Annotated in this window: 13 protein-coding genes and 1 tRNA gene; 1 reads left to right on the forward strand and 13 read right to left on the reverse strand. The window is 38.5% G+C overall.

Translation table 11 applies throughout. From position 1 onward, the window contains the following. Window positions 1-5 precede the first annotated feature (5 nt). The 4 genes from nagA to BFL47_RS01525 all read right to left on the reverse strand — a co-directional run bounded on the left by nagA (window position 6) and on the right by BFL47_RS01525 (window position 4,554). Window positions 6-1,109: an N-acetylglucosamine-6-phosphate deacetylase gene (gene nagA, locus BFL47_RS01510; protein WP_069658008.1), complete on the reverse strand. Its 1,104-nt coding sequence runs from the start codon at window positions 1,107-1,109 to the stop codon at window positions 6-8. Between the two features lie 136 nt (window positions 1,110-1,245). Then, entirely contained in the window at window positions 1,246-1,467 is a 222-nt protein-coding gene (locus BFL47_RS01515; RefSeq protein WP_069658009.1) for a hypothetical protein, read from the reverse strand. 287 nt (window positions 1,468-1,754) lie between these two features. Further along, window positions 1,755-1,952, reverse strand: coding sequence for a heavy-metal-associated domain-containing protein (locus tag BFL47_RS01520; protein WP_083256932.1), 198 nt, complete (start codon window positions 1,950-1,952; stop codon window positions 1,755-1,757). 361 nt (window positions 1,953-2,313) lie between these two features. After that, window positions 2,314-4,554 carry a heavy metal translocating P-type ATPase gene (locus tag BFL47_RS01525; protein WP_069658011.1) on the reverse strand — a complete coding sequence of 747 codons (2,241 nt, stop codon included), beginning with the start codon at window positions 4,552-4,554 and terminating at the stop codon, window positions 2,314-2,316. A gap of 476 nt (window positions 4,555-5,030) precedes the next feature. On the opposite strand from BFL47_RS01525, the gene BFL47_RS01530 reads away from it, so the two are divergent. Continuing rightward, a tRNA-Pro gene (locus BFL47_RS01530) sits at window positions 5,031-5,104 on the forward strand. 179 nt (window positions 5,105-5,283) lie between these two features. Here the strand turns inward: BFL47_RS01530 and BFL47_RS01535 are convergent. The 9 genes from BFL47_RS01535 to BFL47_RS01570 all read right to left on the reverse strand — a co-directional run bounded on the left by BFL47_RS01535 (window position 5,284) and on the right by BFL47_RS01570 (window position 12,329). Continuing rightward, on the reverse strand, window positions 5,284-5,889 hold the full coding sequence (locus tag BFL47_RS01535) for a hypothetical protein (RefSeq protein WP_069658048.1): 606 nt from the start codon (window positions 5,887-5,889) through the stop codon (window positions 5,284-5,286). A 78-nt stretch (window positions 5,890-5,967) separates the two neighbouring features. Continuing rightward, a complete protein-coding gene (locus BFL47_RS01540) occupies window positions 5,968-6,552 on the reverse strand; it encodes a Crp/Fnr family transcriptional regulator (RefSeq protein ID WP_069658012.1) in 585 nt (194 codons plus the stop codon). Window positions 6,553-6,568: 16 nt separating this feature from the next. Further along, window positions 6,569-6,727: a FeoB-associated Cys-rich membrane protein gene (locus BFL47_RS19680; protein ID WP_170827241.1), complete on the reverse strand. Its 159-nt coding sequence runs from the start codon at window positions 6,725-6,727 to the stop codon at window positions 6,569-6,571. 194 nt (window positions 6,728-6,921) lie between these two features. Continuing rightward, a complete protein-coding gene (gene pstB, locus BFL47_RS01545) occupies window positions 6,922-7,683 on the reverse strand; it encodes a phosphate ABC transporter ATP-binding protein PstB (RefSeq protein WP_069658013.1) in 762 nt (253 codons plus the stop codon). Further along, window positions 7,676-8,521, reverse strand: a complete 846-nt coding sequence (gene pstA / locus BFL47_RS01550; RefSeq protein WP_069658014.1) for a phosphate ABC transporter permease PstA — start codon at window positions 8,519-8,521, stop codon at window positions 7,676-7,678. Before pstA ends, pstB begins: the two co-directional genes overlap by 8 nt. Continuing rightward, complete coding sequence (gene pstC, locus BFL47_RS01555) at window positions 8,518-9,408, reverse strand: phosphate ABC transporter permease subunit PstC (RefSeq protein ID WP_069658015.1); 891 nt, start codon at window positions 9,406-9,408, stop codon at window positions 8,518-8,520. Before pstC ends, pstA begins: the two co-directional genes overlap by 4 nt. 15 nt (window positions 9,409-9,423) lie before the next feature. After that, a complete protein-coding gene (locus BFL47_RS01560) occupies window positions 9,424-10,254 on the reverse strand; it encodes a substrate-binding domain-containing protein (protein WP_069658016.1) in 831 nt (276 codons plus the stop codon). 129 nt (window positions 10,255-10,383) lie between these two features. Then, complete coding sequence (locus tag BFL47_RS01565) at window positions 10,384-11,199, reverse strand: DUF6544 family protein (protein WP_069658017.1); 816 nt, start codon at window positions 11,197-11,199, stop codon at window positions 10,384-10,386. An 11-nt stretch (window positions 11,200-11,210) separates the two neighbouring features. Further along, on the reverse strand, window positions 11,211-12,329 hold the full coding sequence (locus tag BFL47_RS01570) for an Acg family FMN-binding oxidoreductase (RefSeq protein WP_069658018.1): 1,119 nt from the start codon (window positions 12,327-12,329) through the stop codon (window positions 11,211-11,213). Window positions 12,330-12,571 lie beyond the last annotated feature (242 nt).

Raw genomic sequence — 12,571 nt, forward strand, 5'->3', positions numbered from 1 at the left:
TTAAATTATTGAATGAGGCCATTAAGCCAAACCTTTTCTACTTGATATTCAGAATTAAAAACCACGAGATCTGCTTTGTATCCAATTTTTATTTTACCTACATCTGTTTTATTTAATATTTGGGCGGGGTATGTGGAGGCCATCCGAAGTGCTTCATCGAGTGGAATATCGGCATGATTGACACAGTTTTCAACGGCTTTTAGCAAGGTTAAAGCGGAGCCGGATAATGTTCCATCTGGCATAGTAAAATGATCTCCCTGTTTCATATGTTGATAGGGACCTTCGTGACATTCCTCTACTGCATCAGTAATTAAAAACATGCGTTCCTGCAGTAATTTTTTGCTGATCATCAGAGCCTGATAATCGATATGAATTCCGTCGGCAACCATACTTGCCATCACCGTTTTGGATTGAAAAGTGGCTCCTGGGAGACCTGTATCACGATGATGAAAGGGCGACATAGCATTAAAGAGATGCGTGGTACAGGAGATGCCCTGCGCAAAACCATCCGTAGCTTGTTGGAAAGTGGCAATACTATGTCCGGCTGAAACGATCACGCCGTTATCTATTAATAATTTAATCAGAACAGGATCGGTTACTTCGGGCGCAAGGGTCATGATTTTCAGTACACCTGCCGCTTCTTTAAGTAAAGCCTCTATTTCTTTCCTTTGCGGTACTTTTATATACTGTTCGATGTGGGCACCTCTTTTAGCCGGATTGATATAGGGGCCTTCCAGATGAATCCCTAAAAGAGCAGGATGTGGATTGTCTCTGACCAGACGTATTGCTTCTAAAAATACATCTATGGAGTTGGTGGCAAGGGTAATGACAAAACCTGTTGTTCCTTTTTTTACCAAATCATCGGCAATAGCTTTTAGTGCTTCGGCGGTTAAATTTCCAGAAAACAAATAGCCTCCAGCGCCATAGATCTGCAGGTCAATAAAACCAGGTACGATAAAAGAGCCCTTGCAATCGATCAGTTCGGCGTTAGCAGGAATTTCATATTCAGGTATGATATCAATAATCTGATCTTTTTGTATAACTACTGCATGATGAGTTAATACTTCTTCACCCGTATACAGCAGTCCGTTCGTTACTATTTTTACCATTTTAAAATTTTAGTCGTATGCTCCGTTTCTGCATAAATCCAACAATTTGAATAATAATAAGCGAAAATATGAAAGATTTAGTTAGCCCAATACCTCCGCTGCGTAATTCGAGGGGTAATCTGCCCCGAAAGAAATATTACAGTTCTTTTTTCGACTTTACTACCTCCCGGGATTGACTTTCTTTAGCTGCAAACAGGTAAACCAGGGAGGCTGTTCCATCCATAGTTGGCTCATTGGTACTGAAGTCTCCTGAATCATCATGATAAACCGCCAGATCAGATTGAAATTCAGCGTATTCATCGGCTTCATGCATCTTGATGCCTAAGAGATTAGTCAGTTTTGGAAGTGGAGACTTCAATTAACTGAAATGTTTTAAATTTTTGATTTCCCTTTAGAGCTTGGAACGGCAAGCTTTATACTTGTAGGGGCATGTCCTAACTGATTTATTCTGATCCAGGCTAATTTATCAGTCACATTTGCATAATTGATTACCTATAAAGGTAAAATAAATAGAAATAACCGTACAAATGAGTGTGTCATTGCAGGAAATAAGAAAGACCTATTCATATTTCGCCGTCTTATGCGTGGCACTTCATCAAATATATAAAATAACGCAACGGTTTAAAACAGGAATAGGCCTTTATGTTAAACTTTTTCGGCTGTATAACCGACTTCTTTTAAAGCAGAAACCATATCTGGTATGTTAGCATCGGTTTTAACAGTAAGAGTACGTTCAGGAACCAGTAAATTTACTTCCCAGTTTCCTTCACCTACAGTTTTATTTAATGCAGGTGTAACTTTGGCTACACATGCGTCACATTTGATGTTCGTTTTAAAGTTCATGGTGTTTATATTTAATTAAGGATGTTTATTCGTTTTATTTAAAATTTAGTGAATTTTTAAATTTGTCTAAAAAGGAAGAATTCTACTATTTGGTAGGAGTGAATTTTTGCATTGTTTCTTTCTGTTTGTGGAAACTCAGCAGAGGTTTCGTAATGTTTCTCAATCCATTGAAAAGATTCTCTTGTTTAATGGGCTATTGTTAATTCATTGTTTTACAGTATAGGGGTTTAAAAATTTGAATATTTAATCTATGCTAAATGGCCCTTTTTATTATCAAGGTTTTGCAGCTTTTAACTTCATTCAATTGCTGACTACCGGAACAGAGCGGGGCGCTATTGCAGCACCAACAAAATGTTGATTTTTAAAGTTTTGTAGCTTTTAGCCTCAGGCTATTACTTACTACAGAAACAGAACTAAGCGCCATTGCAGCACCAGCAATCATGGGATCGAGCAGGAAACCATTATAAGCATACAACACTCCTGCTGCCAATGGAATTCCAATCAGGTTGTAGATGAATGCCCAGAATAGATTTTGATGGATGGTTTGAACCGTTTTTTTTGATAGTTTTAGTGCTTTGGGAATAGATTGCAAGTCAGATGTAATCAGTGTCATTTTTGCAACATCCATGGCAATATCAGAACCATGACCCATTGCAATACTGATATCAGCCTGCGCTAATGCATGAGAATCGTTTATACCATCGCCTACCATGGCTACAACCTTACCCTTTTGCTGCAGTTCTTTGATAAAGTCCGCTTTATCTGAAGGTAGCACTTCTGCTATATACAGTTTGATTCCCACTTCTTCAGCTACAGCGGCGGCAGTCTGGTTATTATCTCCAGTCAGCATGATTACTTCAATGTTCATATCCAGCAGCTTTTTTATAGCGATTTTAGAGCTGGGTTTAACCTGATCGGCAATGGCAATTACGGCAAGTACATTTTTTGCATCGGAGAAGTAAATGACCGTATTTGCCTTTTTCTGAAAGGCCGTTGCCTTGGCGTTTAAATCGCTGTCCATCTGAATGGAGTGCTCATCCATCAAACTTTTGTTTCCGGCGTAATAGGCTACTCCTTCAAATGATCCGGTTACACCTCTGGCAGTGATACTTTCAAAGGATTCCAGAGGGACTCCCTGAATGTTATTTTCTTTTAAATTGTTAATTACGGCTTCGGCCAGGGGATGCTCAGACTGAATTTCAAGGCTATAAAGAATTTTTTCAAGCTCCTCTTTGTTTGTTACTTTTGCATTCCATTCCTGAGCGGTAACCTTGGGTTTACCTGCTGTGATGGTACCGGTTTTATCCAGGATGATCACATTAACATGATGGGCGAGCTCCAGACTTTCAGCATCTTTAATCAGAATATTATTTTCAGCCCCTTTTCCCACACCTACCATGATAGCTGTCGGGGTAGCAAGTCCTAAAGCACAAGGGCATGCAATAACCAATACGGTTACCGAAGTAAGCAAAGCATGTGTAAATGCATTTTCGCCGCCTAAAAGCATCCAGGTAATAAAGGTAATAATCGAAATTATGATAACTATTGGCACGAAGATTCCGGCTATTTTATCTACCAGCTTCTGTACGGGGGCTTTACTTCCCTGTGCCTGCTGTACCATTTTGATGATATGAGCCAGGAAGGTATCACTTCCGACCTTTTCCGCTTTAAATTGAAAGCTTCCTTTCTGATTGATCGTTCCGGCAAAAACCTGGTCATCCTTTTGTTTATGAACCGCAATTGGCTCCCCGGTAATCATGCTTTCATCAACATACGAATCGCCACTTGTAACTTTTCCATCTACGGGAATCTTTTCACCTGGCCTGATCAGGATTGTATTTTCTTTTTCAACAGCTGCAATGGCTATTTCCTTTTCTTGTCCATCAATGAGGAGTCTGACGGTTTTAGGTTGCAGTCCCATCAGCTTTTTGATTGCCGATGAAGTTTTAGATTTAGCTTTCTCCTCGAGTAATTTGCCCAAAGATATAAATGCAATCACTACCGCAGAGGCTTCAAAATAAACATGAGGCTCCACTCCCCTGCTCAGCCAGAACCCCGGATTCAAAGTATTAAAGACACTAAAAATAAAAGCAATTCCGGTACTCAGGGCAACCAAAGTATCCATGTTCGCCCTGCCATGTTTAGCTTGTCCCCATGCATTGATGAAAAAATTCCTGCCAAACCAAAACAACACGGGTGCGGTTAGTACCATTGAAATCCAATTACCATAAGGCAGATGCATGAAGAACATCCCGATAATAAAGACAGGAAGGGAAAGGATAGAAGCCCAGATAGTCCGCGATTTTATTTCCTGATATTGTTTAAACTGGATCTCCTCCTGCGCTTTAGCTGGGTCTTCAACATTCACTATTATATCGTATCCTATGGAGCGGATCGCTTTTTGAAGTTCTAAGGGATTGGTTTCTGTAGGGTTAAATTCTGCCCATGCGGTTTGATTCGCATAGTTAACGGCGGCATCCTTTACACCTTTAGAAGATTTCAGCATGGATTCCACACTACTTGCACATGAAGCACAACTCATTCCCGTAACAGGAAAGGACTGTTTGGTAAATGATCCTGAAGTTTTTGTATCTGTAAGCATACTCTTTAATTGATGATACAAAAATAGCCATTCGTATAGGCCGCTTCTTTACATAATTACGAGAAAGAGTTATATTATTTTATGGATGGGGTTAAAAAGAATTTATGCCGGTTTAAAAAATGGCCGCCCATTGAAATTATCATTGTTTTTTTATGCTTAAATTTGCCTTAAAGGTATTTATTTAGGCATTTTCAAGAGAATTATTCTTGAAGATAAAATTTATTTTCAATTCTTTGGATGCTGTAAGCCACACATTATCTTTGAGTTGCTTTTATAAATTCTGATGTGTGTATGTTTCTTCTGAAAATAGTTTTGAAAACATCAAAAAAGGGCTTACATTTGCTCCCGCTGAGAGAAAAACAAAGCGTTTTTAAAACAAAAATATTAATTAAAAATATATTTGCAGAAAAGACAAAGTTTAGTATCTTTGCAGACCCTTAACAAAGAGATCACTTATAGATCAAAAAGTTAAAACTCGGGGTGTAGCGTAGCCCGGTATCGCGCCACATTTGGGATGTGGAGGTCGTAGGTTCGAATCCTGCCACCCCGACTAAAAGCCACTGAAAATTCAGTGGCTTTTTTCATTTATAGACTTTAGTAATTTCAGTAGTAGACATTTATCTATAAAGTTATACTACAATCTTCTCCTTACTATCTACAGGTTCCTTCTGCGTTGAACAGCATAGTCGCATTCCACTATGCACTCCAAGTAGCTCTTCTATATTAAAATTAATATTTTCTCCAAAGGCGGGCTCCTATCCGAATAACTGGTGCTAAATCTGCTCTTGGAATAGTATATGTTGTCCCGTTAAAATCTACACTGTGTTCACTCCTTAAATAGAGATGTACTCCCGGCTGTAAATACACATAGCGACCTAAGAAGAACTGATAACTTATGCCGCCACCAAAATCATTCGTACGAATATTACGCTTAATACCTGAGCTTTTCTGTTCTATACCAAAAGTGTGCATTTCCATAAAAGTGTAGAGCTCGAGATTTTTCCAAGCATTATACCCCAGAAAAAAACCTGGTGATGTTTTATAAAACCTTTTAAAGTCAGCTTTTGTATTTTTCAATCCAGCAGGTTCGGCATCATAATCGCCTCCATTTATAACGCTTGCTCTAAATCTGATTTTTTTATATCGGTATCCCAATGCAAAGTGATATCCCCCGGTTAAAAACATGGGAAACAAACTCTCTACTTCAAATGCCTGTTTTACAGTGTAATTACGTGGATTAGGTTTCCAAAAAGGACTTTTTAATGAATCACTCTGTGCCTTTAACTGAAGTGTCATAGTAGCGATAACAATAAAAAATGCGATGCATTTTTTCATGGCAATTATATTTTGATAATACATGCCACAAAAATCAACATATAGGATAGTTGAAATGCTCCACATTTGTTACCAAATTCACTTATTAGTTAGTATTTCATTTCGAATTCTACTCAATGATTTAGGATTTATGCCCAAGTAATTGGCAATATGATAAAGTGGTATTTTCTGAAAGACCTCTGGTTGCTGCTCCAATAGCTTAACATAATGCTCCTTTGCTGAAAGTACCTGTAAGTCAATATTCTGCTGGGTAACTTTAATAAATGCCTGCTCAATCAAAATTCTACCTAATCGCTCTGTTTTTGGAATATTATCATACAATGCTGACAGGTTTTTACTAGTGAGTACCAACAGCTCGGTATCCTCAATTGCTTTGATATTTAATAAGGATGGCGAACTATTTAGACGGCTATGATTATCGGTCACCCAATCTCCTTCAAATGCAAAGTCAGTAGTCATCTCATCACTATTGGTTAAAGATTTAAAATAGATTAACATCCCAAAGTTCACATAGGCGATAGATTTACACACCTGCCCTTCAGTTAAAAAGTAATTATTCTTTTTAAGCGTCTCCATTCTAAAAGCATTAAAAACCTGCTGCCACTCTTCATCTGAAAGAGAGATAAATAAACCAATAGATTTTTTCAGTTTTTCTACATTCATCCCTTATTTTCAAATCCTAAATTTGCTCATCGTCATGTTTATCAGGCCTCAACTCTGACCGATTCAGATCTTTTTCAAACTTCTTTTCATCCTTCTGGTTCCTGCGGATCAAATAGACGATTAGGGCAACTACTGCTATGAGCACCAGGCCAGCAAAGAAATAACCTATTTCCATAAACCTTTTTATTAAGTAGACGCAGAGGAAGGATTCGAACCTTCACATGCTGCCAACCAGCACCCTGCTTGAGGTAATTAACTTATACCGCTGTTAAAGATACACGCAGAAAACGGAACGCAAAGGTTACAAAAGATGATTTAACATAAGGTTAATCGTATCAAGCAGGGTTTCCTGCAGAATCAGACCTTTCCTTAACCAAAATGCCCCTTTACATAATTTGCTGTCAAATCATTTTTAGGATCACTAAACAATGTATTAGTATCCCCTTCTTCAATAATTTCCCCAAGATACATAAAAACAGTTTTATCAGCTACACGCTGTGCCTGTTGCATATTATGCGTAACAATGATAATGGTATAATCCTTTTTCAGCTTTACAATTAATTCCTCGATCTTCAAAGTACTCAAAGGATCAAGAGCTGAGCAAGGTTCATCCATCAATATCACCTCCGGCCTTAATGAAACAGCCCGGGCAATGCACAAACGTTGTTGTTGGCCACCTGATAATCGTGTAGCCGGCTTTTGCATCTCGTCCTTTACTTCCTCCCAAATATAACTTTCTTTCAGTGCATTTTCAATAATATCCTGCCGTTTTTCTTTAGGTACATCATTGATTTTTAAGCCGTAATTAATGTTTTCATAGATACTTTTAGGGAATGGGTTCGCTTTTTGAAAAACCATCCCAATCCTGCTGCGTACCTCTGTTACCGAAAGACCTCTTTCATACAAGTCCCGCTGTTCCAGTAAAAACTCACCTTCAATCCTGGCATCGGGTGACAGGTCATGCATGCGATTAAAACACCGCAAGAGCGTACTTTTTCCACAGCCTGAAGGGCCAATCAATGCAGTAATCTGATTCTTAGGAAAGGAAATATTAATATCTTTAAGCACCTGCTTTTTGCCAAACCACAGATTCACTGAAGAAGCTGAGAGTTTGATATCGTCTTTATTCATTTTTGCTGTGTTTGTACCGGATGTAAAATGCAGTAAGATTTAATAAAAACACCACAATAATCAGCACCAGAGCAGTACCGTATGCAAGTGGTCTGACTTCCTCAATCGCCTGATGTTGCGTAGACAGCATATATAAATGGTAAGGAAGCGACATAAATTCCTGATTTAAAAAGCCTGAAGGATTATTAATATAAAAGGCAACCCCTGTAAACAGAATGGGAGCAGTCTCCCCTGCCGCCCTGGATAAGGTTAATACTACACCCGTTAAGATCCCTGGTAAAGCAGATGGCAGAACTACATCAATGATGGATTCAAACTGAGTCGCACCAACCGCTAATGCCGCCTCACGTGTACTGGCAGGTATACGTCGTAATGCCTCTTCCGTAGTAATAATTATGTAAGGCAATGAGAGCAGACCTAATGTAAAACCGGCGGACATTAAAGAGGTGCCCATTTGCAGTCCCTGAACAAATAACGCCAAACCAAACAAACCATAAATGATAGAAGGTACGCCTGCAAGGTTACGGATGCAAGCACGAATAAGTCTGGTTAGCCAATTATCGCTGGCATATTCGTTGAGATAAATGGCACAGCTTATTCCAAAAGGAACAGCGACCAAAGCAGTGATCATCGTGAGTAACACAGTCCCTATTATCGCAGGCAGGATGCCCCCTTTCGTCATACCTTCCCTGGGCAACGTACTGACAAATTCCCATGACAATGAAGGAGCGCCCTTGCTAATCAAATCCCAAAGAATGATGATCAAAAATAAACAAACAATGCCTGTGCTGAAAAGTAAGGTTGACCATTCAATAACTGATGTAAGTTTCTTGATCATGCGGAATGGAATTTTCTAAATTTGTTCACATAATGCTCTCCCAGCAGATTTACGGCCAGGGTAATTAAAAACAATACAGCGGCAATGGCAAACAACGAATAGTAATGCGTCGTCTGATAAGGTACTTCACCCATTTCAATAGCAATAGTAGCAGTAATTGTTCGCACAGAATGGAAAAACCCTTTTGGAAAAGCAGAAGCATTTCCAGTTGCCATAAGCACTGTCATCGTTTCCCCTATCGCCCGGCCAACGCCAAGCATCACTGCCGCCAATATACCTGGTGCAGCTGCCGGAATAGTCACGTAGATCAATGTTTTCCATTTACTTGCCCCAACAGCATAACTAGCTTCTTTATACATGTGAGGTACACCATGTAAGGCATCTTCTGCTACCGTAATAATGGTTGGCAGAGCCATTACCGCAAGTAAAATAGCACCATTCAGAGCGTTTAATCCATTTGGCTGTCCGGTTATTTGGGCAATACCAGGACCTAAAATCACGATCCCTAAAAAACCAATAGCAACAGAGGGAACCGCTGCCAGCATTTCTATAATAGGTTTCAAGATATTCTTAAGCCTTTTACCGGCATATTCAGAAAGAAATGAAGCCGTACCGATCCCCAAGGGAATAGCAATTACCATGGCCCCAAGTGTAACCAGACAGGTGCTGACCAATAAAGGCAAGATACCATAAGTGGCAGGATCACCTGAAGGATTCCATTGAGTGCCTGTCATAAAATCCATCGGTTTAATCTTTAAAAAAAAAGCCGCAGTGTTCCAAAGCAACATGAAAAATATGCCGCCAAGTATAGCGATCACCAAAAAACCGGTTGTTTTTACCAGTAGCTTAACGGAATTATCAATACGTTCTCTGGCACGTAACTTCATATGCTCTCCTCTAAATTAATTTATGATATAATATCCTGAATCCTGAATGATCTTCCGTCCTAAGGCCCCTTTTTCAAATGCAATAAAAGCCTCTACTTTCTTCCAAGATGTTGTGGGAATAAACTGATATAATGGTCTTTGGAAGTAATAAAGGCCTGCATTAATGGCATCCTTATCCAATGGAGAGACAGCAGGCAGACCCATTTTCTTTGTAATTTTGAGCACTTTTACCGGCTGATCTGATCCATCCTGAAGAATGTACCCCGCTCCAACGTAACCAATGCCCGAAACATCCATTTTAACGCCTTCCATAATCTGCGCATTCCCACTCATTTCTTTTGCATCGCGACTAAACTCAATAGCCAACTTCTTCCTTACAAATGAATGCGTACCCGAATTGCTTTGCCTCCCATAAATATTTACAGGAACATCCTGCCCTGTAATTGTCTTCCAGGTTTTATATCTGCCACTAAGAATATTGCTTAAGCCTTTCACATCGATACTATCCAAAGGGAAATCTTTTTGTACGATAAATGCAGTTGCATCTTCAGCAAAGACAATGGTGCGAAGTTCTATTTTACGAGCTTTAAACAGATTAATTTCTTCCTCATTTAGCGGTCTGGAAGAATTGGCTACATCAGCCTGCCCGTTCAACAACGAAGCAATACCCAAACCCGAACCTCCGCCCGAGATAGCAATGCTGAAATTAGCATTTACCTTATAGAAATTCTCTGCCAGCTGAACGGCTAAATTCACTTCGGTATCAGATCCCTTTACTTTAATAGATTTATTGTTACTACTGCATCCAAAAAGCAATATGATCCATAAGCACCCGAAATATTTCATAAGGAAGACATTGATTTATCCAAATGTAATGCGCAATGATTAAGTTTAGGTTAAGCTAATGTTAGGGAAAAATCAGGTCATCAAATAGTATACTTGCGTAATCAATTAAGCAACATTAAGACATTAATTTTATTCAAATTTTAAAGGTTTGTTATAAACCAATTTTCTTACATAAAATTTGGCATAACTGTGCTCACCATCTGCAAGTTTCCATATTGCTTCAGCATAAGTTGGAACCAATACCCCATTAAACTCCTTGTAGTTATTTAATTTTATCACCCAGGTTTCAAGACCTCCTTCGCCTAGATATCTTTTCGTTTCAAGTTGTGTAATCTCACCAATAGCATTAAAACTTGCTATTAAAAATAAGGAAATATCATGATAATCAAAATTCAATCTGGCCGTTTGAGAATCAATTGCAACCCACTTCAACCTATCGCCTGGCAAAAGATTAGTAGGAAACCAAATATTCTCGCTGAGCCACCGCAGCAACTCGCCCTGATTGAACTTTTCACCTTTTGCATTCAAAATAGTGCATATAGAAAAAAGAGAAACAACTAGTCTCCCTTTATCACCAATAAATAGATCACGCGCTGTAAACATTGAAGTAACACCTTTCCAAATAAAACCAGGTTTTACAGTCGTAAAATATTGTTCACCTTTTATATTGATCCACTCTTTGTCTAAACCTGTTTTAAACTGTCCATCATGTTTAAGACTAGCATAACTGATGTAAGATTGCCCCTCTTTAAGAACATGTTTAAAATAACGTTGAACTGGCTCTGGCAAATCAACAAGTTGTTGCGATTGAAATACTTGACCAGAAATATCTTTCGACTGAGCAAAAAGTTCCTTTACTTGTTTACTAAATTGAATGGACAAGTTTATCCTACCAAAAATCAAAAGAAGAAGGATAAATCCACCTAAAGAAAATATAATGATCATAAAATAAGGTTTTAAACAGTACGAACAAACCATTCCACAGGTCTTCTGAGAGACACTGGCCGCGGATAGTTTTTAACGTACCCGGTACGCAATATAAATTGAATAGGATCACTTATCCCGATGGAAGAATTCAGACTTTTGCCTATTGCTGATTCTTCTATTATTTGTGTCATGGGATGAATGGCAATATTTCTTTCCCTTACTTTCAATAACATTCGTTGTAACCGCTTACCCGTTTCAATTAATGTACCAGGCGAACTGTCCTTACTGGTAATAAGCAGCCATCCGGCAGACTGCGTCACTTGTTTCTTAACAGCATCAATACTTTGCTCCCTAAAATTACTTTTCATTACATCTTCTTTTTTATAAAAGTTCCTCAATACCCAAGCAGGTACACCTTCTATTTCCATGCTGCCTAAAGTAAGTCCGTCCCTATGTTTTTGAGCATCTTGACTTGAAAACCTGATCCAGTTTGCCAATTCTTTCTGTGCAAAATTACGGTATGCCTGAATCCTGTTGGCTTCAATAGTCTGCTCGTTCAACCATTTGAATTCCTTTGCCGTATTCGGAATAAGGTAAAAGAATCTTGATTCCTTACCAGTAACATAAGCCACATCTGCAGGTTTCAATACATCGCTCAAATAGTTAGACCTTACTGTTCTACGGAGTTTAATTAGCGCAGTATCGTATTTAATAAAAGCAGGTAATTTAGTCAGTTTAACAGCTGCAATAGTTTCATCCTGATTAGTCTTTGCCAGGATCTCGCATTGGAACGAATACCCTAAATTACTGGCTGCATATTCCAGGTTCTGAAGAAAGGCACCTATGGATAACATCGTTTCCCTTTGAGTTGGGTCAACACCCGGAAGCCATTTACTTTTATCGTTACCAATAATCCAGTGATAGGGTTCCACATATTTTATAAACCACGGCTGTGTATTGTGTCCGCTTGGTGCTAGTGAAGCTAAATAAAGAATTTCTCGTTCATCTTTTTGAAAAGAGAATTTTTCTTTAGTGTTTAGGAGGATATCGTCTCTGACGAAATTACTTTTGTCGGTTGACCAATAATAGCCACCAGCTGCCATTACAGTAGTCACTCCTGCAATACTTATAAACTTTCTTCTGTTCATAATTATTAATTGTAGCAATAGAATTACTACAGGGTAAAGGTCGAATAATATTTTTGTAAACTATTAAATTCAAACCTAGAATCAATATAAACAGACAATTGCATCTGCTTAAGCAGATGTTCATCTAAAAATAACAGAGCTTGATATTACAATTAATAATATAAAAATCAAAAATATCAAGATACTTCCTTACCAGTATGTCAATAAAAAATTTATTGTTGTCCGGTAAAACCGGGATTAGT

Source organism: Arcticibacter eurypsychrophilus, assembly GCF_001730525.1.
GTDB classification, from domain to species: Bacteria; Bacteroidota; Bacteroidia; order Sphingobacteriales; family Sphingobacteriaceae; genus Arcticibacter; species Arcticibacter eurypsychrophilus.

What these genes read in the sequence shown, in the direction of transcription:
- BFL47_RS01540 (WP_069658012.1), bottom strand. Translation starts at nt 6,552, where the DNA reads ATGAATGTAGAAAAACTGAAAAAATCTATTGGTTTATTTATCTCTCTT.
- pstA (WP_069658014.1), bottom strand. Translation starts at nt 8,521, where the DNA reads ATGATCAAGAAACTTACATCAGTTATTGAATGGTCAACCTTACTTTTC.
- BFL47_RS01570 (WP_069658018.1), bottom strand. Translation starts at nt 12,329, where the DNA reads ATGAACAGAAGAAAGTTTATAAGTATTGCAGGAGTGACTACTGTAATG.
- nagA (WP_069658008.1), bottom strand. Translation starts at nt 1,109, where the DNA reads ATGGTAAAAATAGTAACGAACGGACTGCTGTATACGGGTGAAGAAGTA.
- pstB (WP_069658013.1), bottom strand. Translation starts at nt 7,683, where the DNA reads ATGAATAAAGACGATATCAAACTCTCAGCTTCTTCAGTGAATCTGTGG.
- BFL47_RS01560 (WP_069658016.1), bottom strand. Translation starts at nt 10,254, where the DNA reads ATGAAATATTTCGGGTGCTTATGGATCATATTGCTTTTTGGATGCAGT.
- BFL47_RS19680 (WP_170827241.1), bottom strand. Translation starts at nt 6,727, where the DNA reads ATGGAAATAGGTTATTTCTTTGCTGGCCTGGTGCTCATAGCAGTAGTT.
- BFL47_RS01565 (WP_069658017.1), bottom strand. Translation starts at nt 11,199, where the DNA reads ATGATCATTATATTTTCTTTAGGTGGATTTATCCTTCTTCTTTTGATT.
- pstC (WP_069658015.1), bottom strand. Translation starts at nt 9,408, where the DNA reads ATGAAGTTACGTGCCAGAGAACGTATTGATAATTCCGTTAAGCTACTG.
- BFL47_RS01520 (WP_083256932.1), bottom strand. Translation starts at nt 1,952, where the DNA reads ATGAACTTTAAAACGAACATCAAATGTGACGCATGTGTAGCCAAAGTT.
- BFL47_RS01525 (WP_069658011.1), bottom strand. Translation starts at nt 4,554, where the DNA reads ATGCTTACAGATACAAAAACTTCAGGATCATTTACCAAACAGTCCTTT.
- BFL47_RS01535 (WP_069658048.1), bottom strand. Translation starts at nt 5,889, where the DNA reads ATGAAAAAATGCATCGCATTTTTTATTGTTATCGCTACTATGACACTT.